Origin of the sequence: Rhodoblastus sp. (assembly GCF_052145335.1) — a bacterium.
GTDB lineage: Bacteria > Pseudomonadota > Alphaproteobacteria > Rhizobiales > Beijerinckiaceae > Rhodoblastus.
In genome coordinates, this window is the sequence record NZ_JBKQOU010000077.1 from 1 (window position 1) to 18284 (window position 18284).

The 18284-nt window shown below is 63.4% G+C and carries 21 protein-coding genes; 7 read left to right on the top strand and 14 right to left on the bottom strand.

Annotated elements, in window-relative coordinates:
• Window positions 1–126 precede the first annotated feature (126 nt).
• Together ACLP2E_RS05515 and ACLP2E_RS05520 are read right to left on the bottom strand one after the other, a co-directional pair.
• Window positions 127–330 carry a hypothetical protein gene (locus ACLP2E_RS05515; RefSeq protein WP_442465368.1) on the bottom strand — a complete coding sequence of 68 codons (204 nt, stop codon included), beginning with the start codon at window positions 328–330 and terminating at the stop codon, window positions 127–129.
• Between the two features lie 33 nt (window positions 331–363).
• Window positions 364–732, bottom strand: coding sequence for an antibiotic biosynthesis monooxygenase family protein (locus ACLP2E_RS05520; RefSeq protein ID WP_442462026.1), 369 nt, complete (start codon window positions 730–732; stop codon window positions 364–366).
• 97 nt (window positions 733–829) lie between these two features.
• Here ACLP2E_RS05520 and ACLP2E_RS05525 point away from each other — a divergent pair, with 97 nt between their 5' ends.
• Window positions 830–1300, top strand: a complete 471-nt coding sequence (locus ACLP2E_RS05525) for a MarR family winged helix-turn-helix transcriptional regulator (protein ID WP_442465369.1) — start codon at window positions 830–832, stop codon at window positions 1298–1300.
• Window positions 1301–1484: 184 nt separating this feature from the next.
• On the opposite strand, the gene ACLP2E_RS05530 is transcribed toward ACLP2E_RS05525, so the two are convergent.
• The 3 genes from ACLP2E_RS05530 to ACLP2E_RS05540 all read right to left on the bottom strand — a co-directional run bounded on the left by ACLP2E_RS05530 (window position 1485) and on the right by ACLP2E_RS05540 (window position 4903).
• On the bottom strand, window positions 1485–2630 hold the full coding sequence (locus ACLP2E_RS05530) for a DUF707 domain-containing protein (RefSeq protein ID WP_442465370.1): 1146 nt from the start codon (window positions 2628–2630) through the stop codon (window positions 1485–1487).
• A 123-nt stretch (window positions 2631–2753) separates the two neighbouring features.
• On the bottom strand, window positions 2754–3521 hold the full coding sequence (locus ACLP2E_RS05535) for a glycosyltransferase family 25 protein (RefSeq protein ID WP_442465371.1): 768 nt from the start codon (window positions 3519–3521) through the stop codon (window positions 2754–2756).
• Window positions 3522–3685: 164 nt separating this feature from the next.
• Window positions 3686–4903 carry a 6-phosphofructokinase gene (locus tag ACLP2E_RS05540; RefSeq protein ID WP_442465372.1) on the bottom strand — a complete coding sequence of 406 codons (1218 nt, stop codon included), beginning with the start codon at window positions 4901–4903 and terminating at the stop codon, window positions 3686–3688.
• Window positions 4904–5114: 211 nt separating this feature from the next.
• On the opposite strand from ACLP2E_RS05540, the gene ACLP2E_RS05545 reads away from it, so the two are divergent.
• Both ACLP2E_RS05545 and ACLP2E_RS05550 read left to right on the top strand, forming a co-directional pair.
• Window positions 5115–6515, top strand: a complete 1401-nt coding sequence (locus tag ACLP2E_RS05545) for a serine/threonine protein kinase (protein ID WP_442461834.1) — start codon at window positions 5115–5117, stop codon at window positions 6513–6515.
• 85 nt (window positions 6516–6600) lie between these two features.
• Window positions 6601–6828, top strand: coding sequence for a DUF2093 domain-containing protein (locus ACLP2E_RS05550; protein ID WP_442461833.1), 228 nt, complete (start codon window positions 6601–6603; stop codon window positions 6826–6828).
• 9 nt (window positions 6829–6837) lie between these two features.
• Here the strand turns inward: ACLP2E_RS05550 and lpxK are convergent, their stop codons facing one another.
• The 4 genes from lpxK to ACLP2E_RS05570 form a co-directional block, all read right to left on the bottom strand.
• Complete coding sequence (gene lpxK, locus ACLP2E_RS05555) at window positions 6838–7902, bottom strand: tetraacyldisaccharide 4'-kinase (RefSeq protein WP_442465373.1); 1065 nt, start codon at window positions 7900–7902, stop codon at window positions 6838–6840.
• A 79-nt stretch (window positions 7903–7981) separates the two neighbouring features.
• Entirely contained in the window at window positions 7982–9268 is a 1287-nt protein-coding gene (locus tag ACLP2E_RS05560; protein ID WP_442461831.1) for a 3-deoxy-D-manno-octulosonic acid transferase, read from the bottom strand.
• A gap of 277 nt (window positions 9269–9545) precedes the next feature.
• Window positions 9546–9782: a DUF4170 domain-containing protein gene (locus ACLP2E_RS05565; RefSeq protein ID WP_442461830.1), complete on the bottom strand. Its 237-nt coding sequence runs from the start codon at window positions 9780–9782 to the stop codon at window positions 9546–9548.
• Window positions 9783–9825: 43 nt separating this feature from the next.
• On the bottom strand, window positions 9826–10647 hold the full coding sequence (locus tag ACLP2E_RS05570; protein WP_442461829.1) for a 3'(2'),5'-bisphosphate nucleotidase CysQ: 822 nt from the start codon (window positions 10645–10647) through the stop codon (window positions 9826–9828).
• A 259-nt stretch (window positions 10648–10906) separates the two neighbouring features.
• Between ACLP2E_RS05570 and ACLP2E_RS05575 the strand changes: the two genes are divergently transcribed.
• Window positions 10907–11425: a DUF6101 family protein gene (locus ACLP2E_RS05575; protein WP_442465374.1), complete on the top strand. Its 519-nt coding sequence runs from the start codon at window positions 10907–10909 to the stop codon at window positions 11423–11425.
• Window positions 11426–11662: 237 nt separating this feature from the next.
• Here ACLP2E_RS05575 and ubiA read toward each other — a convergent pair whose 3' ends face one another.
• From ubiA to thrB, 4 genes are all read right to left on the bottom strand, one after another.
• Window positions 11663–12622: a 4-hydroxybenzoate octaprenyltransferase gene (gene ubiA / locus ACLP2E_RS05580; RefSeq protein WP_442465375.1), complete on the bottom strand. Its 960-nt coding sequence runs from the start codon at window positions 12620–12622 to the stop codon at window positions 11663–11665.
• 3 nt (window positions 12623–12625) lie between these two features.
• Window positions 12626–13081 (bottom strand): hypothetical protein, encoded by a 456-nt coding sequence (locus tag ACLP2E_RS05585; protein ID WP_442461826.1) that lies wholly within the window; start codon window positions 13079–13081, stop codon window positions 12626–12628.
• A 204-nt stretch (window positions 13082–13285) separates the two neighbouring features.
• Window positions 13286–13732: a ribonuclease HI gene (gene rnhA, locus ACLP2E_RS05590; protein WP_442465376.1), complete on the bottom strand. Its 447-nt coding sequence runs from the start codon at window positions 13730–13732 to the stop codon at window positions 13286–13288.
• On the bottom strand, window positions 13729–14694 hold the full coding sequence (thrB, locus tag ACLP2E_RS05595) for a homoserine kinase (protein ID WP_442463125.1): 966 nt from the start codon (window positions 14692–14694) through the stop codon (window positions 13729–13731). The genes rnhA and thrB overlap by 4 nt, the downstream gene beginning before the upstream one ends.
• A gap of 134 nt (window positions 14695–14828) precedes the next feature.
• Between thrB and pyrC the strand changes: the two genes are divergently transcribed.
• Genes pyrC through dprA form a run of 3 tightly spaced genes read left to right on the top strand, consistent with a single transcriptional unit; the run spans window position 14829 to window position 17979 of the window.
• Window positions 14829–16154, top strand: coding sequence for a dihydroorotase (gene pyrC / locus ACLP2E_RS05600; RefSeq protein ID WP_442465377.1), 1326 nt, complete (start codon window positions 14829–14831; stop codon window positions 16152–16154).
• Window positions 16151–16756 carry a glycerol-3-phosphate 1-O-acyltransferase PlsY gene (gene plsY / locus ACLP2E_RS05605; RefSeq protein WP_442465378.1) on the top strand — a complete coding sequence of 202 codons (606 nt, stop codon included), beginning with the start codon at window positions 16151–16153 and terminating at the stop codon, window positions 16754–16756. The genes pyrC and plsY overlap by 4 nt, the downstream gene beginning before the upstream one ends.
• On the top strand, window positions 16753–17979 hold the full coding sequence (dprA, locus tag ACLP2E_RS05610) for a DNA-processing protein DprA (protein WP_442463115.1): 1227 nt from the start codon (window positions 16753–16755) through the stop codon (window positions 17977–17979). Before plsY ends, dprA begins: the two co-directional genes overlap by 4 nt.
• Here the strand turns inward: dprA and ACLP2E_RS05615 are convergent.
• Window positions 17976–18266: a hypothetical protein gene (locus ACLP2E_RS05615; RefSeq protein ID WP_442463114.1), complete on the bottom strand. Its 291-nt coding sequence runs from the start codon at window positions 18264–18266 to the stop codon at window positions 17976–17978. The genes dprA and ACLP2E_RS05615 overlap by 4 nt on opposite strands.
• Window positions 18267–18284: the final 18 nt, after the last annotated feature.

Here is an 18284-nt window from a genome sequence, read left to right on the forward strand (position 1 = left end):
GTTCGTGTCGAACTCACCGGCGCTAGCCTTGGATGCAAGAAACAGCGCTGAGGGGATGAGAAGGAGAATGCCGTTGCCTGCGATGAACGGCATGCGCTTGAACTTGGTTCCTACCAGGCCAACCCGCTACCCCTTCGACATCAACACGCCCGTGCCGCCCGCCGCCGCCAAGGCTGGAACGAGCAACAGGAAGCCCCAGGGTATTGTCGTCTTGACGCTCGCGATGAGCGCCCGAGACCCGGACAGTTCGCTAATAACCGTCGAGACCCAAAAAGTGGCGATCGTCAGAAGGGCGACGCCGCCGGCCACTGGATAGACGATTTTGAGCATGGAATATCTCCCTTTCGCGAAAGCGTGTTTCGATCACGCGAGGCAGATGCCCGGCACAGCGGCCTTCTGGAAAAGGTGGGGGATGGCGACTGCCGACGACGGGTATGCCGAAAGCTTCGCCACGAATTCAGGATGCGTGAATGCGGCTCGGAAGGCGGCCGTCGATTCCCAAACCGCGTAGTTGAGATAGGTCGGGCTTTCGCCAACGGCGCGGTGGAGCTGTGTCGAGATGAAGCCCGGCTGCCGCTTCATGAAGTCTGCGTCGTCCTTCCAGACCTCGAGAAAGGCCTTCTCGTCGTCCTTTGCCAGCGTGAAGATATTCACGAGCACGACGGGGGAGACGTCGTTCCCCAACTGACGTTCGAGTGGAAAGGCGGGATCCATCGGGCGCAATTGCAACATAACGACCTCCATCCTCTATGGCGCTATGATGTCAATTTGGTATGATTGATTTATGCATAATTGACATCATATTGTCAATACAATTCGATGGTGACAAATGACTGATGTTGAGCGAACTCCGGCCGGAAAGGCGTTGACCGATCTGGTTCTCGACCTCTTTCGGCTTAGCGGCCGCATTCTTACGGCAGGTGACAGGCTGGTCGCCGGTCTTGGCCTGACCAGCTCCCGCTGGCAGGTTCTCGGCAGCATCGTCGCGGTGGAGCGGCCGCAGCCGGTCGCATGGCTGGCGCGCGACATGGGAGCCAACCGCCAGAACATCCAGCGCATCGTGAACGACCTCGAGGCAGAAGGGCTTGTCTCATTCGAGGCCAATCCGCATCACCGTCGGGCGCAACTTGTCGTACTGACGGACAAAGGGAGACAGGTTTTCGACGCCGCCATGCGTTTGCAAGCCCCATGGATCAACAAGCTCTCCGAAGGCCTCCCGGTCGAGGACATTGAGACGACGCATAGTGTCATGAGGTCGCTGCGCAGGAGATTGGAAGAAAATGGCGATGCCGATGAGTAGGGATGCTCGCGGAGGCGCGGGCATGTCCTGACGCCGCAGCGGGCGGGGGCCGGTTCGCGTCGGTAAAGAGACGACCGCTGATCAGGTCTGACGCCTGCCTCGGATCGATATGAGGCGTCCGCGGCCAATGTCATGTAGGTCGGATTCGAGCCGGCTTCGGACGAAGCGCATCCGCGCCGGGCCTCTAAACTTCCCTCAGCCCGTGCTCCAGCCCAGCTTGGGCCTCCAGCACGTGCATTTCAACGCGGGGATCGATGCCCTGGGCTGTCAGAAAGCGATAGAGCGCCCCGCCGTCGAGATCGATTCTGCGCTTGTGTTCGGCGGCGACCGAGTCAACCACAGCTATCGTCGGTCCGAACAGCCGCGTGGTCTGCGCCCCGATCAGCGCATCGACGGAAAAACCGCTGATCGATCTGGAAAAACTATCCTTGTTGGCGATCAGCGCCCGGCGCGAAAAAGCCGGCGCCATGATCTCCACATAATTAACCCGGCGAAATCCGGGGCTGTCTTTCTTGCGATAGAGCGCCGGGAAGGAGCCATAAGAATCCGGCGTCAGCGACGGCTGGGCGAGATCGAGTTTTTCGTCGCGCATGACCGAAAACAGCCGGTCGATGTCCTGCGCGGAAAGACCGATGTCGTCGTCGAGAAACAGCACATAATCATATTGCGTCAAAATCTCCGGCCGCTCGGCGAGCAATTTATCGATGGCCGTTACCTTGGTGCCGCTCTGCACGACGACATATTCGGCGGGCGCTGGCGGCTCTTTTGGCGGCGCATAATAATTCAGCAGCAGGTCGTAATTTCGGGACGCGTCGTGCAATTGCGGGGGATGGCGCCCATCGGTCTGGACGAAGACCAGATTGTCCTTGCGCTTCGGCCCGCCGACGAGAATTTTCATCGTGATGCCCGCGTGGAAGCGCGCCTGGTTTTCCTTCAGTTCTCGTTCGAGCAAGGGCAAAGCGACGCGGCGGGACCCTCGTCTTTCCTCGAAAAGTTTCATCAGAGCGCGGGCGCGGCGATTCGGTTTGGCGTTATAGGCCATCATGACGAAAGCGCTGGAAAGGCGCGGCGAGGGATCGCGAAGCTCGGACAGGACATGCGTCTGGCAATGCGTCCAGGGCGACTGTCCGCTCGCCGCGACATCGGAATTCTCCGCGGCGTAAAATGCTTCATCGAATTCTTCGCAGGCCGGCGCGCCGAGCGGACGACGCAGGAAGGCGGCGAAGGCATTGCCCTCGACGTCGCCGTTGTGGCGGGCGAAAAAATCCGGGTCGAACAACGGCGTCGGCCGGAAGCCGCTGGCCTCGCCGGCCAGCAGGTAATGCGGCAAGGCGAAAGGCGCCAGATAGCGCGAGCGTAAGTGCAGCCAGGCGTAATCGGCGTGGCGAAACTGCCCCGATTTCAGGATGGTGAAAAAGTCGCCAATGAGGTTTGCGATGGTTTCCCCCGAACCCTATTGAAACGGCACGATTTCGGGCCGCAGCCCGCGTCCCACGCGATTGACGATCATTCTCTTGGCCTTGAAAATCTGGCGATATAGACGCTCCGCCTCGCGCCGCAGCGTGAACGATAGTTTCCGCCTCTTGCCGGCGGGCTTGGCCACGTCGAGCTTGCCGATGGCGCTGGCGAAATTACGGCCCCGGTCGTAATGGCGCAGATAGAGCGAATCCTGAATAGCCGCCGCCGGCGCCAGTTGGTACAGAATCAGCCGATGTTTCGCGGGGTCTTCCGGGAAGACGATGTAATCCACGGGCAGCGTCGGATTTTCCGTCGCGCGCAGAAAGGTCTCGGCGCCCTTCCTGCTCAATATATACGCGGCGCAGCTTTCGTGGCGGGTGAACAGGCGGGCGAGGCGGCGTCCCTTCGCCACTGCGACGGGGCGCCCCAGCATCACCGGATTGAAGAAAGTATCAAGTTTCACTGCGTCGGCGTCGGCGGGAATCCAGTCTTCCTCGCCGACGAATTCGGCGAAGCCGGTCGAAAAATGCACGTCGTCCTCGAGGAAACAGGAGAAGGGCGCGGCGGTCGCGAGAAATTTCGACCAGGCGGCGCGATGGCTGTTGAGGCAGGCGAGTTCGAACCGCGTCAGGCCTTTGTTCGTCGGCGGCTCAAGTCGTCCGTCGATCGCCGTGACGCGCTCGAAATCAAGACCGGCCAGCGCCTGCTCCATATGGGCGCGGCGCGTTTCCTCGCGGTCGAGATTGATGAAATAACAGCGCATGAATCCGTTCCGCGCCGGTTCGGCTGATGCAGCCAAACCTGCGCATTTACACTTTTTTCTCTCGGTTGCCGCGACCTGTCGCGGTCCCCGAATCCCTCGCATAAGCTCGGCGTCGCATCCGCTCCTGACCAGATCGTACAGGTTTTCAACTGTGCGATCCGGGTTCAGCCCCTGTGCAGGACCTTGGCCACCGCATTGGGGCGCAGGCGGAAGGCGTCAGGCATTTTCGAGCCGAGCAGCGGCCGCAGATAGAGGCGGAAGGCGTCGGTGACGTCGGTGCCGCAGGAGGCGATGAATTCATCCTCCATCACGCGGGTCTTGCCGGCGACGCTTTCGAGCGGCGCCAGTTCGTAATCGACCGAATAGTAGCCGGTGCGCTTGATCGATACCGAGCCGCTGTGCTCGCCCCACATGGCGTATTGCACCGCCTTTTCTCCGACTTCGCGCGCCTCGCGCTGGTCCACGTCGGAAACGCAGCCGATGAACGAGCGCTGCAGATAGCCAAAGGTGTCGCCGCGTACGCGCTTGATCTTCAGCTTGTTCTTGATTTCCTCGCACAAAAGGTCGGCCAGGGCGCCGGTGCCGGAAAGCTGGACATTGCCATGGGCGTCGTGCTCGATCTGCTCGGCCAGCTTGGTGATGATCGGCGCGCCCTCGGCGTCGTGAATGCCTTCGGACACAGCGATCACGCAGCGGCCAAGCCGGTCATAGGTCTTTTTCACGTCGGCGAGGAATTTGTCGATGTCGAACACCCGTTCCGGCACATAGATGAGGTGCGGTCCGTCCTCGGGGAATTTCTTGCCGAGCGCGGACGCCGCGGTGAGGAAGCCGGCGTGGCGGCCCATCACCACGCCGACATAGACGCCGGGCAGGGCTGCGTTGTCGAGGTTGGCGCCGGCGAAAGCCTGGGCGACGAAGCGCGCGGCGGAAGGAAAGCCGGGGGTGTGATCGTTGCCGACCAGATCGTTGTCGATGGTCTTGGGAATATGGACGCAGCGCAGCGGATAATTGGCCTTGAGCGCCTCCTCGTTGACGATGCGCACCGTATCGGAGGAATCGTTGCCGCCGATATAGAAGAACGCGCCGATTCCATGCGCCTGCAAAACCTTGAAAATCTCGTGGCAATATTTGGCGTCGGGCTTGTCGCGGGTAGAGCCTAGAGCCGAGGAGGGCGTGTTCGCGACCATTTCCAGATTGTGGCTGGTTTCCTGGGTCAGATCGAGCAGGTCTTCGTTGACGATGCCACGCACGCCGTGATGGGCGCCGTAGACGCGGCTGACGCCGTGGAATTTGCGTGCTTCGAGCACGACGCCGGCCAGCGACTGGTTGATGACAGCGGTAGGGCCGCCGCCCTGGGCGACCAGAATTTTTTTAGGCGTCATGATCTGCACTCCCCGCAAGGATTATGCGCCCTTCTAGCGCAGCTTTGCGCGGAAAACACCCTGTGTCTGTTCAAATTGGGCCGATTCCTTAGGGTTATGGCGTCAATCTCGGGGCTGGGCTAGGTTTCGTCAAAGGAGTCGCGTCATAATCAGCGAAACCCCAGCCTTTTCCGATCTGCGCCCGGGCGACGTCATCGACGGCTTCCGCCTGATGGAGCGGCTGCATGTCGGCGGCATGGCCCATATCTGGCGGGTCACCCGCGACGATATGTCGCCGCCGGCCATTCTCAAGGCGCCGATCGTGCAGGACGGCGACGACGCGACCGCCATCGTCAGCTTCGAAATGGAGCAGATGATCCTGCCGCTGCTCACCGGCCCACATTCGCCGCGATTCATCGCTTCCGGCGATTTCAGCAAAAAACCCTATATCGTCATGGAGCGGATCGAAGGCGAGTCGCTGCTCTCGCGGATTGACCACGCGCCGCTGCCGGTCGCTGAAGTGACCAAGATCGGCATAGGCGTCGCCCATGCCTTGGCCGATCTGCATCGCCAGCACGTCATCCATCTCGACATCAAACCATCGAACATCATGCGGCGGCCGAACGGCGAAATCACGCTGATCGATTACGGCCTTTCGCGTCACGATCTCCTGCCCGACCTGCTGGCCGAGGAATTTCGCGTGCCGATCGGCACCGGCCCCTACCTGTCGCCTGAGCAGATCGCCCGCGACCGCAGCGACCCTCGCAGCGATATTTTCGCGCTCGGCGTGGTGCTTTATTATCTGCTTACTGGCGTCAGGCCGTTCGGCTATCCGCGCAAAAAGGCCGGCCTGGCCCGACGGCTGTGGCGCGACCCCGAACCGCCGCATTCGCTCAACCCCGAATGTCCGCCCTGGCTGCAGGAGGTGATCCTGCATTGCCTGGAGCCGGAGGCGGACAAGCGTTACGCCACGGCGGCGCAATTGGCGCTCGATCTCGCCAATCCCGAGCAAATTCAACTGACCGAGCGGGCGGAAAAGTTTTCAGCCGATTCCTGGCTGGTCGCGCGCCGGCGCTGGTGGATGCAGAAATTCTCGCCCAGCCGCTTTACCCGCTCCAAGGCGTCACGCCGGGCCAGCGCGCCCATTGTCATGGCGGCGGTCGATCTCTCGGAAGCCAATGCGCCTCTCGCCGAAGTTTTGCGCGAGACGGCGGGGCGGATCATGAAGACCGCGCCCGGCGCCCGTCTCGCCTGCGTCACCGTCATCAAGACCAGCCGGCTGCGCCTCGACAGCCCGCAGGACGAGCAGGGCGCCAACCTGCATGTGCGGCGGCTGGTGGACGTGCGCGCCTGGGCCAACGACCTCGGGCTTCTGCCGGAACAGGTGACGGCGCATGTGCTCGAGGCGACCGACCCGGCGGCGGCGCTGATCGATTTCGCGCGCGAAAATCATGTCGACCAGATGGTGATCGGCGCCGGTTCACCGATCCGCCGCACCATCGGCCCGACCGCCGCGCGCATCGGCGCCCAGGCGCCCTGCACCGTCACACTGGTGCGCCTCCCGCGGCCAACCGATTTGGCCCCGGAAGGCGAGGATGTCGAGACCGAGCCGGATTCGGGATTTGGCATTTAGAACTATTCCGGGATTGAAGCGCGCCGTCATCGGCGTTACATGGAATTGGCCCCAAGTTTGAACCGGGGTGGAACGGGATCCGCGCATGAACCGGATGGATCGCCGCGTCGCTTCGAGCGGACCGGCCGAAATCGAATATCTCGACGGCGATTACAAGATCAAGCGGCCGGGCGCCTATGTCGTCTGCGCCGCAACCGGCGCGCATATCGCGGTCGAGGATCTGCGCTACTGGAACGTCGATCGCCAGGAAGCCTACGCTGGCCCGGAAGCGAAGCTTTTAAGGCTGAAGCAGCTAGGACAGCGCGGGAACTGACGCGCGCTTCTAAATATCCACCTGCCCCGTAAAACGCCCGGCCTCGCGGGAATTGGCCAGCGCGTGTAGCACCATTTGCCGCAAAGGCTCGGCCTCGTCGACGACGAGACAGACCGGCAGCGCCTCGGGAAGCGGCAGTTTAGGCCGCAGCAGGTGCAGATAGGCCGAGAGCTTGACCATGTCCTTTTCCGTCGTCACCAGCAGCGCGTCCAGAGCCTCGGCCTGACGCTGCAAGGCGGCGATCTCGGCCAGACGATAGGGATGGTGGTCGGCAAAAGCGTGGCGGGCGACCAGTTTCGCGCCGCAGGCCTCCAGCGAATCGAAGAATTTCTGCGGCCGCCCGATGCCGGCGAAGGCCACGACCTTCGCGCCCAGCATGCGCAGGGCGGCGTTGGCGTCGGGCGCCAGCCTGCCGTGGAACACCGGCTTGCCGGCCTTGGCGAGCAGCGCCTCGGCCCTTTTGCCGGCCTCGCCTTCGCCGATCACCAGGCCGGCGTCGGTGATTTTCAACTGAAGGTCGAGCGGCGCGCGCATGGGGCCGGCGGGAAGCAGCCGTCCGTTGCCGAAACCGACCGCGCCGTCGATCACCGCCAGGGTGAAGTCGCGGCGCAGGCTGGGGTTTTGCAGGCCGTCGTCCATCACGATCAGGCTGGCGCCGCCGGCGAGCGCCAGCATGGCGCCGGTCGGCCGGTCGCGCGCCACCACCGTATTGGCGACGCGGGCGAGCAGCAAAGGCTCGTCGCCGGCTTCAGCGGCGCAATGGCGGCGGCGGTCGACGAGATGGGCGCCGCCGTCGGCCGACAGCGCTCCGCCATAGCCGCGCGACAGGAAATAGGGGGTCTCGCCAGCGCGCTTCAACCATTTGGCCATCGCCAGCGCGGTCGGCGTCTTGCCGGCGCCTCCGGCGACGAAATTACCGATGCAGATCACCGGCGCGCTAACCTTCGACCCGGTCCGACCCATGCGGCGCACGACCGCGCGTCCGTAAATCATTGAAAAAGGCGACAGGACAGCGGTCATCAGCCGGCCAAACAGGCCTGGCTTGGCGGACCACCAGAAATCCGGCGCGCGCATGGTCCCTCGCTTTTTTAAAGAAGGACTAGATTAGACGCCGCCCCCGGCCGAAGCCAGAAGCATTTTTCGCGAAAAACACCTACTGCTCGGATACAATCATGTGGGCGATATAATGTTCGAGCGCCAGCATGATTTTATCCGAAGCCCCGCCGAGCGCGCCGACGGTTTCGCGCGAAGCTTCCGCCGTGCGGCGCAGGAAAGCCGGATCGGTGAACAGCGCCGCGAGAACGCCGGCGAGGGTTTCGGCGTCCTTGACCTCGATGGCGCCGCCTTTTTCGTCCAGCGCGGCGTAAACGTCGATGAAATTGCCGACATGGGGTCCGTGCAAAATGGCCGAGCCGAGTTTCGCCGGCTCGATCGGATTCTGGCCGCCACGGCCGACCAACGACTTGCCGACGAAAATGACGCTGGACAGGCGATAGAACAGGCCCAGTTCTCCCATCGTGTCGCCGACATAGATCTGGGTCGCCGGGCCGATTGGCTCGCCCAGCGAGCGCTGCGCGACGTCCATTCCGGCGGCGCGCGCGGCGGCGACGATTTCCGCGCCGCGATCGGGGTGGCGCGGCGCCAGGATGGTCAGCAGGTCGGGGAAGTTTTGCGCCAGTTGCTTGTGCACGCGCATGGCCAGGGCCTCTTCGCCGGCATGGGTCGAGGCGGCGATCCAAACCGGGCGCCGCCCAATCTGCCGGGAGAGGGCGTCGAGACGCACGGGGTCGCCGGGGGGCGCTTCGACGTCATATTTGAGATTGCCGACCGCATTTACCCGCGGCGCGCCGAGTTGCAGCAGACGCGCGGCGTCGTCTCCGCTCTGCGCCAGGCAAAGATCGATCTTGCCGAGCAGGGCGGAGATGAAGCCCGGCAGCCGCCGCCAGCGTGCGAAGGAACGCGGCGACAGGCGGGCGTTGACCAGGGTGATCGGAATGTTGCGCGCATGAACGGCGCAGATAGTGTTCGGCCAGATTTCCGATTCCGCCAGCACGAACAGGTCGGGTCGCCAATGGTCCAGAAAACTCTCGAGGAATTTCGGGGCGTCAAGCGGCACATATTGGTGGCTGGAGCCCGAAGGCAGCCGTTGCGCGAGAATGCGTGCGGACGTCACCGTGCCGCTGGTGACCAGCACATGAAACCCCTTGGCGATCAGCCTGTCGACCAGCGGCAGCAAAGCCAGTCCCTCGCCGACGCTCGCGCCGTGAAGCCAGGCCAGCCGGCCTTCCGGGCGCGGCAGGCCGGCCACGCCGCGACGCTCGCCAAGCCGGTTCAGGTCTTCCTTGCCCCGCTTGGCGCGCCGCCACAGGAACAGGCCGCTCATCGGAGCGAGCCCGCTGGCGGCGGCGCGGTAGACGGGCAGAAATACCTCGGTCTTCATTGCAATTTGTGTCTCATCCGTCGCGCGTGAAGTCTGGGTGCGAAAAAATCGCATCGGCGCTTCACGCTTTCCCCCGCCAAATTTTTAGCTCCTCCGGATCCCAAGACTAAGAGTTCGCCGAGACCGAGCTTAATGATCGCCGTTTCCGGCAAAAAGGCGGCGGCGGCTTTTATCCGCGAGGATTTGCGCTTTATCCCCCACGCATTTTTGCCGCCATCGCGATCGCGGCATGATTTCCGCGGGCAGGGACCAAGTAACTTGGCGGATTCCGGACAGCTCAATCTTCGGAGGGGTCGAGCACGCGATGGAGATGGACGACGAAATAACGCATCTGCGCGTTGTCCACCGTCGACTGCGACTTGGCTTTCCAGGCGGCATGGGCGGATTTGTAGTCGGGATAGACGCCGACCATGTCGATCTTGCTCAGATCCTTGAATTCGGTGGTGGAGAGATCCTGCAATTCGCCGCCAAACACCAGGTGCAGCAATTGTTTGGTTTCGACTTCGTGGCTCATGCGAATCTCCGTAGCAATTTCAGTTTTCAGGAAGGGCGGATTGTTACGCCTGCGGGCTCTTGACCGCGCCGCCGGTCGCAGCTGCGATCAATTTGGCGTGCAGGCCGGGCGATCCCGCCGCGAGGACGGGGTGTTTCGTCGCGGCGCGATTATAGGATGGCGCGCGCCCCTGCAAATCGGTCAGGACGCCGCCTGCTTCATTCAGGATCAGGTCGGCGGCGGCAATATCCCAGTCGCTGGAATTTTCGCGCGCCAGCGCGGCGTCGAATTCGCCGTCGGCGACGCTCAGCAGCCGCATGGCCAGCGAGGGCAGGCGCGGCTGTCTCACATAAGCAAGGCCGGAACCGGCGAGGATGCGGTGCAGGTGTTCCGGTCCCGCCAGGCGCGCGCCGGTCAGATCCTGGCGCGACGAAACCGCGATCGGCGCGCCGTTGAGCGTCGCGCCGCCGCCGAGCGAAGCGACGAACGTCTGGGCGAGCGCCGGGGCGTGGACGATCCCGTAAACCGGGCGATCGCCGATCACGAGAGCGACGCAGACGGCGAAACAGGGGTCGCCGCCCATGAAGCCGCGCGTGCCGTCAATCGGATCGACGACGAACAGGGCCTCGCGGGAGAGACGATCGGGCGAATCCACGGTTTCTTCCGACAGCCAGCCGACCTCCGGGGCCAGCGCCGAAAGACGGTCGTATAAAAAGCGGTCGATGCGCAGATCCGCCTCGGTCACCGGCGAGCCGCAACTTTTGAGGGTTACCTGCGCCTCGGTCTTCGCGCCTCGGCGGAAGAACTCTAGCGCGATTTCGCCAGCCTCGCGGACAATCGCCTCGATGCGAGGCAGAATGGCGGCATAGGCGGAAAGATCGGGCAAGGGCGCGGCCTAGGTCTAAAGAAGGAGCCTTCCTGTAAACGCCGCGCCGCGCCGGCGCAAGCCATTTGCTTGTGCAAAAAAGCGCTGGCTTCTGGCTGGATTGCCGACAATTTGAACGATTCTTTTATTCGGGCTTTCGCCAAGCCGGGCGCCAGCGCCGATTAGATAAAATGCCGCCTATTTCTTTAGCCGGGCTTTGGGCGGTCCAGGGCGACAAGGATGGCGTGAAAGCCTGAAATTGCGGACTGGAGCCTTCAAGATGACGCATCAAGCCGAAGCGACCGCGAATTTGATCGCCCGCGATCCCCGCGCCGACGGTGGGCAGCGCCAGATTTCGATCGCCGCCGACGCGATCGCCATCGACCGCCGCGTGGCGGGCGTGCGCATGAGGCTGGCGCTGCCGATCCGCGCGTTTCGCGGCGTTTCGCTGGCGATGGTGGAAAATGCGCACGGATGCTTTTATCGCGTCACGCTCGATCATCGGGATCCCGATCTGACGGTGACGCTGGCCGAAGCCAGGAGCGAAAACGAGATTGCGCCGGAATGGAAAGCCTGGGCGCAATTCTTTCAGCTGCCGCGCCTGACGCTTGGCCTCGATCAGAAAATAACCGTCCTCGACCGCAGCCTGGGCGAGCTGGCCCTGGGCGCCGTTCAGCCGCGCAAACGCGGCTGGCCGCTGAAACAGCGGCGCTCGAAGATTTCCGCCTTTCGCAAGGCGGGACCGAACGGGCGCGTGATGGCGGTTTTCCGCGAACGCGAGATCGTCTGCTACGAGTGAAGGGGTTGGCAGCGAGCTAAAGCCTTTTCGGGTCGAAAACGCCGTGATCAACCCGAACGGTTTGTTTTGCGCCGACCTCTCACCCCGTCATTGCGAGCCAGAGCGAAGCAATCCAGTCTAAATGATTCAAGTTGGTCCGCAAAGTTAAAGCTTCCTGCCGATCCACACAGCGAGCTTGTGGCCTTGGCCTGGATTGCTTCGCTGTCGCTCGCAATGACGCCTGCTGAGGTTGGCGGTTCATTTCACCAAATAAAACAGCATGTTTTCCGCCAGCAGGCCGCCGAAAAGCAAAAAACCGGCGGGGCCGTTGGAGCGGAACAGCCTCAGGGCCATCGCCTCATTGGCCCCATCGATGTGTCTCACCTGCCAGGCCAGCTGAACGGCGAAGGCGATCAGGCCGAGATGCGCAAAAAATCCCGCGCCGGCGCCGATCAAAGCTATTTCGGCGAACAGCACCGCCGCCAGATAAAGCAGCGACACCGCGATTTTCACATGGGCGCCAAACAGCAGGGCGGTGGATTTGACGCCGGCGCTGACGTCGTCCTTGCTGTCCTGCAGGGCGTAGATCGTGTCATAGCCAATGGTCCAGACGATGCACGAGGCATAGAGCCACAAGGCCGGCGCGCGGAGATCGCCGGTCCGCGCCGCCCAGCCCATCAGCGCTCCCCAGGAAAAAGCCAGGCCAAGCATGGCCTGCGGCCAGGAGGTGACTCGTTTCAAATAGGGATAGATCGCCACCGGCAGCAGCGAGCACAGGCCCAGTACGATCGCAAAACCATTGAAGCTCAACAGCACGGCTAGGCCGACGAGAGCCTGCGCCGCCATGAACAGAGCCGCCGCGCGGGGGCTGACCCGGCGAGAAGGCAGCGGACGGCCGCGGGTGCGCTCGACCTTGGCGTCTATGTTGCGGTCGATCAGGTCGTTGAAGGTCGATCCCGCGCCGCGCATGACGACAGCGCCGAGGAAGAACAGCGCAAGCTGCGCGTAATCGGGCTTTTGCAGGCTATAGACGCCGGCGAGGCAGGAGGAATCAAGGCAGGGCGCGAGCAGCAGTTGCCAGCCGGTCGGCCGGTCGAGCCGCGCGAGCTGGATATAGGGCAGCCAGTTCGCCGGCAGGCGACGCCAGATGTTCGAGGCGCCAGCATCCGGCAGCAGAGTTGCGCTGCTTTCTCTGACGCGAGGCGCCGGAGCGCCCACGGATCAGAGCGGCCCGGCGGGCAGTTTGGGCGGCGGCGGCAGGTTCCCGCCTCCGGCGAGCCCTCCGCCCTGGCTCTGCATCTTCTTGACCTTCTCGGCGAGTTCGCAGGCCTGTTTGGATATCCCCGCGGTCTTTTCGGTGTTGGCTTTGAAACCATTGATGAAATCGTCGGGAATGTTGCACCATTCCTTGTTTTTGGTGAGATAGGCCAGCATCTGGCTCTCGATCGCGCCCATGGCGCGAAAATGCGGGCAGGCCCCGACTGGATCGAGCTTGCCGCCATGGGATTTGGAAATGGCGTTCAGCGCCTCGATCTCGGTATTGCGCTTCTTGCCGAAAACCGCGAGGTCTTCGTTGCAACTTTGCGCCCGAGCGCCCGAAGCGCCGGCGAGCAACAGGATCAACAACCCGGCGAGCAGAAGAAAATAACGCGCCGGGGCGAATATTGGCTTGGCCATCATGTGTCCGCTTTGTTTGCCGCCCCGCCCCGCAATCCGGGGCTCCAGCGCGTATCTAGCAAAAGACGCTGGAGCGAGGCAAGTTTTCCCTTATGACGACCCATTCTTGCGCAAATAAGGCGCCACTGGTCCTCACACCCGAGGACCAGCTAGGAGCGAATGCGACGCCGAGCTTATGCGAGGTATTCGCTGAGCGCGCAGCGATCAGCGAGATGAAATAAAAGGCGCCATTCCGGCGCGGGCCAGGGCGTCAGCGCGTTCGTTCATCTCGTCGCCGGCATGGCCCCTGACCCAGAACCATTCGACCTGATGGCGCGCGGACGCCTCATCCAGCCTCTTCCACAGGTCGTCGTTCTTCACCGGCTTGCGGTCGGCGGTGCGCCAGCCATTGCGTTTCCAGTTGTGCATCCAGGACGTGACGCCCTGTCGGACATATTGCGAATCCGTATGCAGGTCCACGGCGCAGGGGCGGGTCAGCGCCTCAAGCGCCGAAATGGCCGCCATCAATTCCATGCGGTTGTTGGTGGTCGCGGCTTCGCCCCCGCAAAATTCCTTCTCGACGCCATTGAACTGTAGAATGGCGCCCCAGCCGCCGGGGCCGGGATTGCCGGAACAGGCCCCGTCGGTCCAGATTTTTACGCGTTTCGTCATTCGCTCAGGCCATATTCGCCGGCATGGTCGATCATCTGGTGGAAGCGAAGCTTGTCGAGATATTCCAGCGGGTTCTTCGGCTTGACCAGGGCGCCGGGAGGCACGTTGAGCCAATCGTAGAGCCGCGTCAGGAGAAAGCGCAATGCCGCGCCGCGCGCCAGGATGGGCAGGGCAAGGCGCTCTTCCCGGTCGAGCTTGCGCAGGCTCTGGTAGCCCTGCAGCAAGGCGCGGCCCTTGGTGGCGTTGAACGAACCGTCCGCCTCGAAACACCAGGCGTTGAGGCAGATGGCGAGATCATAGGAGAGAGCGTCGTTGCAGGCGAAATAGAAGTCGATCACGCCGGAGAGTTTTTCGCCGATGAAAAGCACATTGTCGGGAAATAGATCGGCGTGAATGACCCCCTGCGGCAGGTCACAGGGCCATTGCCGCTGCAAGGCGTCGAGTTCCTGGGCGATTTCATTGGCGAGGCCGGGCGAAACCTTATCGGCTTCGGCGCGGCAGGCGTCGAACAAAGGCGCCCAGTCGTCGAGCGCCAGGGCGTTGGGGCGCGACAGCGGAAAGCCCTGGCCGGCGAGATGCAATTGCGCCAGCGCCTTGCCGGTCTCGAAGCAATGAAACGTCTGCGGCTTGCGGGTGGAGACGCCGTCAAGAAAGGTGACGATGGCGGCGGGACGCCCCGCGAGTTCGCCGAGAGCCTTGCCTTCGCTGTTCTTGACAGGCAGGGGGCAGGACAGGCCCTTTGCCGCCAGATGCTCCATCAGACCGATAAAAAACGGCAGATCGTCAGAATTTACCCGCTTTTCGTAAAGGGTGAGGATGAAGCGCCCGCGCTCGCAATGCAGCAGGAAATTGGAGTTTTCGACGCCTTCGGCTATGCCTTTGAAGGACAGGGCGGCCCCGAGATCATAAGGAGCGAGGAAGGCGAACAAAGCCTCGTCCGTGACATCCGTATAGACCGCCATCGCGCAAAAAACCCATGGCCCCACTGGCCGACTTCCTGTTAGCGGCGCGCGGGGCGGGCGTCAAACGTCAGGCTCGGCAAAAAAACGGCCTTGCCGGCGATTGCCCAAACTTATCCCGCGCGCTATCGAAAGCCATGGTGCAGATTAAACCCCACCCGCCGCTCGCCCTGGTCAATGCCCGCCTGATCGATCCTGAAAAAGGCGTCGAACTGCGCGGGGGCGTGCTTGTCGAAAACGGCGCGATCAAGGCCTTCGGCTCCGGTGTGACGGCGGGGAGCCTGCCGCAAGGTTTGGCTGTCGTTGATTGCCGTGGCGAAGTCCTGTCTCCCGGCCTGATCGACCTTCGCGCTTTCGTCGGCGAACCGGGCGCGGAATTTCGCGAGACCATCGCCACCGCCACCGCCGCCGCGGCGGCCGGCGGCGTCACCCCGATCATCTCCAGTCCGGAAACCCATCCGCCGGTCGACGATCCCGCCGTGGTGGATTTTCTCAAGCGCCGCGCCCGCGACCACGGGCGCGTCCGCGTCCTGCCCGCCGCCGCCGTCACCAAACAGCTTGAAGGCCGGGAAATTTCCGAATTCGGCCTTTTACGCGAAGCCGGCGCGGTGGCGTTCACCGACGGCTCGCACTCGATCCGCAACAGCCAGACCCTACGCCGCGCCATGACTTACGCGCGCGATTTCGACGCTCTTATCGTGCATTTCCCTGAGGACCGCGATCTCGCCGGCTCCGGGGTGATGAACGCCGGCGAACTGGCGACGCGGCTCGGCCTGTCCGGCATACCGCGCGAGGCGGAAGCCATCGCGCTCGACCGCGACATCCGGCTGGTGCGGATGACCGGCGCGCGTTATTGCGCCGCGCCGATCTCGACCACGCTGGCGCTCGACGTCATCGCCAAAGCCAAGGCCGAAGGGCTGAACGTCTCCTGTGGCGTGTCGATCAACCACCTGACCCTGAACGAAAATGACATCGGCGACTATCGCACTTTCCTCAAGCTCCAGCCGCCCCTGCGGCGCGAAGAGGAAAGGCTGGCTCTGGTCGAGGCGGTGGGCGGCGGCCTGATCGACATCATCTTCTCCGACCATAATCCGCAGGACGTCGAAACCAAGCGCCTGCCTTTCGCCGAAGCCGATTTCGGCGCCATCGGGCTGGAGACCTTGCTGGCGGCGGGCCTGCGGCTGGTTCACGCCGGCCAGCTTTCGCTGCCGAGCCTGCTGCGCGCCATGACCAGCCGTCCGGCCGAAATTTTACGCTTGCCGCAGGGACGGTTGGCGACAGGCGCGCCGGCGGACCTGATCCTGTTCGATCCTGACGAGCCTTACGTGTTGCAAAAAGAAGATCTGAAATCGCGCAGCAAGAATACGCCATTCGACGAGGCGCGACTGCAAGGCGTGGTCAAGATGACCATGGTCGCCGGCCAGTTCGTGCATGGCGGCCCGGCCCCTGGGGAGAGCGCATGACATTTGTTCCGCCGTCCCCCTCGCTGGCGCTCGCGGCGCTCGTCGTCGGCTACCTTCTCGGCTCGATCCCCTTCGGCCTGTTGCTGACGCGGGCGGCGGGGCTGGGCGACGTGCGCGCCATCGGCTCCGGCAATATCGGCGCGACCAACGTTTTGCGCACGGGGCGGAAGGATATCGCCGCCGCCACCTTGTTGCTCGACGGGCTGAAAGGGACGGCCGCCGTCCTGATCTTTTCGCATTTTTCCATCGCAGCGGGAGTTCTCGCGGGCTTTGCCGCCTTTCTCGGCCATATTTTTCCCGTCTGGCTGAATTTCAAAGGCGGCAAAGGCGTCGCTGTGTTTGTTGGCTGCCTGTTCGGACTGGCTTGGCCGGCAGGCCTCGCCTTCGCCGCGATCTGGCTGACCACGGCCAAGCTTTCACGCTACTCTTCGCTTTCGGCTCTGGTCGCCAGCGCCGCCTCGCCCCTGGTCCTTTGGGCGCTGGGTCTTCCCTTGCAGTCTCTGGCTATCGCCGTGATGGCGGCGATCCTGTGGCGGAAACATGGGGAAAACATTTCCCGCCTGCGCGCCGGGACCGAAGGACGTATCGGCGAGAAGAAATGAGCGACCGGCGTCTGACGACCGAGCAGAAGCTGGATTGGCTGCAACTGATCCGCTGCGAAAATGTCGGGCCGCGCACCTTCCACAGCTTGCTCAACCGCCATGGCGGCGCCGCCCAGGCGCTGGCGGCCTTGCCGGAACTGATCCGCAAGGGCAAGGGCCGCCCCATCAAGATGGCGACACGCGACAGCGCGCTCCGTGAATGGGAAACGGCGGAGAAGTTTGGCGCGCGTTTCATCGCCCTCGGCGAAAAGGACTATCCGGCGGGCCTGCGCGCCATCGAAGCGCCTCCGCCGATGATCGCTTTGCGCGGGCGCCCGGAGGTTTTTGAAAAGCCGATGGTCGCGCTGGTGGGATCGCGCAACGCCTCGGCGGCCGGTCTGGCGATGACCGAAAAACTGACGCGAGCGCTTGGCGCCGCCGGCTTTGGCGTCGTCTCGGGTCTGGCGCGCGGCATCGACGCCTGCGCCCACAGGGCTTCGTTGGCGACCGGCGCGGTCGGCGTGCTGGCGGGCGGGCTCGACCGGCCCTATCCGCCCGAAAACCTTGGCCTGATCGAGAAGATCACGGAAACCGGGGCGGTGGTTTCGGAAATGCCTTTCGGCTACGAGCCGCGCGGCCGCGATTTTCCGCGCCGCAACCGTATCGTCTCCGGCCTGTCGCTGGGCGTCGTGGTCGTCGAGGCGGCGCGCCGCTCCGGTTCGCTGATCACCGCGCGTTTCGCCCAGGAACAGGGCCGTGAGGTTTTCGCCGTGCCGGGTTCGCCGCTCGATCCCCGCGCGGAAGGCGCCAATGACCTCATCCGCGAGGGGGCCTATCTCTGCTGCGGCGCCAGCGAGATCATCGACCTGCTGGCGCCCTTGGCGGCGCGCGGCGCCACACGCTACGACCTGTTTTTCGAGCCCGACGCGATCCCCTTCGACGAGCCTTTGTGGGACGAACTGGAAGGTTTGGAATCCCAGGTCGGCTACCTGGCGCCGGCGCCGTATCGCGAAGCCAAGGCCGACGATTCGCCGCAGCCCTTGCCGGAGCCCGAAGCGCCGCCGCGCCAACGCGTTGAGAACCTGCTGGGGCCGTCGCCGATCGGAATGGACGATCTGGCCCGCGCCAGCGCCTGTTCGGCCGGTGAAATTCGCCTTATACTTCAGGAACTGGAGATCGAAGGCCGCATCGAGCGGCATGGCGGCGACCGCGTCTCGCTGATCGATCGCAATTGGCGGAGTTAAAAATCTTCGCCGGGCTCCTCGCTCTGGCGGCCCTGCAATTCAGCCTCGACTCGCGCCATGTTCAAGAGATAGGTCAGAAGGTCGAGCCGCGCTTCGCCAGCCATGAGGGCGAGAGCGCCAATCATGTCAGCGATGTAGCGCGCGGTTTCTTCTGCTGAGCCTTCGCCGGAATCGTCATCGTCCTCGTCGTAGCGCAGTTCGGCCTCGTTTTGTGCGATCTGTTCGCTTTCGGTGCTCTCGCTCGAAGCAGGGTCGGCGGGTCGCGCGCTTTTGGTTTTCTTGAACATGACTTTCCGATTCATATT

Excerpts from the sequence above, each read along its gene's own strand:
- plsY (WP_442465378.1), top strand. The coding sequence starts at position 16,151 with ATGACATTTGTTCCGCCGTCCCCCTCGCTGGCGCTCGCGGCGCTCGTC.
- pyrC (WP_442465377.1), top strand. The coding sequence starts at position 14,829 with ATGGTGCAGATTAAACCCCACCCGCCGCTCGCCCTGGTCAATGCCCGC.
- ACLP2E_RS05575 (WP_442465374.1), top strand. The coding sequence starts at position 10,907 with ATGACGCATCAAGCCGAAGCGACCGCGAATTTGATCGCCCGCGATCCC.
- ACLP2E_RS05540 (WP_442465372.1), bottom strand. The coding sequence starts at position 4,903 with ATGACGCCTAAAAAAATTCTGGTCGCCCAGGGCGGCGGCCCTACCGCT.
- ACLP2E_RS05585 (WP_442461826.1), bottom strand. The coding sequence starts at position 13,081 with ATGGCCAAGCCAATATTCGCCCCGGCGCGTTATTTTCTTCTGCTCGCC.
- lpxK (WP_442465373.1), bottom strand. The coding sequence starts at position 7,902 with ATGCGCGCGCCGGATTTCTGGTGGTCCGCCAAGCCAGGCCTGTTTGGC.
- ACLP2E_RS05545 (WP_442461834.1), top strand. The coding sequence starts at position 5,115 with ATGGAGCGGCTGCATGTCGGCGGCATGGCCCATATCTGGCGGGTCACC.
- thrB (WP_442463125.1), bottom strand. The coding sequence starts at position 14,694 with ATGGCGGTCTATACGGATGTCACGGACGAGGCTTTGTTCGCCTTCCTC.
- ACLP2E_RS05535 (WP_442465371.1), bottom strand. The coding sequence starts at position 3,521 with ATGCGCTGTTATTTCATCAATCTCGACCGCGAGGAAACGCGCCGCGCC.
- ACLP2E_RS05520 (WP_442462026.1), bottom strand. The coding sequence starts at position 732 with ATGTTGCAATTGCGCCCGATGGATCCCGCCTTTCCACTCGAACGTCAG.
- dprA (WP_442463115.1), top strand. The coding sequence starts at position 16,753 with ATGAGCGACCGGCGTCTGACGACCGAGCAGAAGCTGGATTGGCTGCAA.
- ACLP2E_RS05560 (WP_442461831.1), bottom strand. The coding sequence starts at position 9,268 with ATGAAGACCGAGGTATTTCTGCCCGTCTACCGCGCCGCCGCCAGCGGG.
- ACLP2E_RS05550 (WP_442461833.1), top strand. The coding sequence starts at position 6,601 with ATGAACCGGATGGATCGCCGCGTCGCTTCGAGCGGACCGGCCGAAATC.
- rnhA (WP_442465376.1), bottom strand. The coding sequence starts at position 13,732 with ATGACGAAACGCGTAAAAATCTGGACCGACGGGGCCTGTTCCGGCAAT.
- ACLP2E_RS05515 (WP_442465368.1), bottom strand. The coding sequence starts at position 330 with ATGCTCAAAATCGTCTATCCAGTGGCCGGCGGCGTCGCCCTTCTGACG.
- ACLP2E_RS05565 (WP_442461830.1), bottom strand. The coding sequence starts at position 9,782 with ATGAGCCACGAAGTCGAAACCAAACAATTGCTGCACCTGGTGTTTGGC.
- ACLP2E_RS05525 (WP_442465369.1), top strand. The coding sequence starts at position 830 with ATGACTGATGTTGAGCGAACTCCGGCCGGAAAGGCGTTGACCGATCTG.
- ACLP2E_RS05615 (WP_442463114.1), bottom strand. The coding sequence starts at position 18,266 with ATGTTCAAGAAAACCAAAAGCGCGCGACCCGCCGACCCTGCTTCGAGC.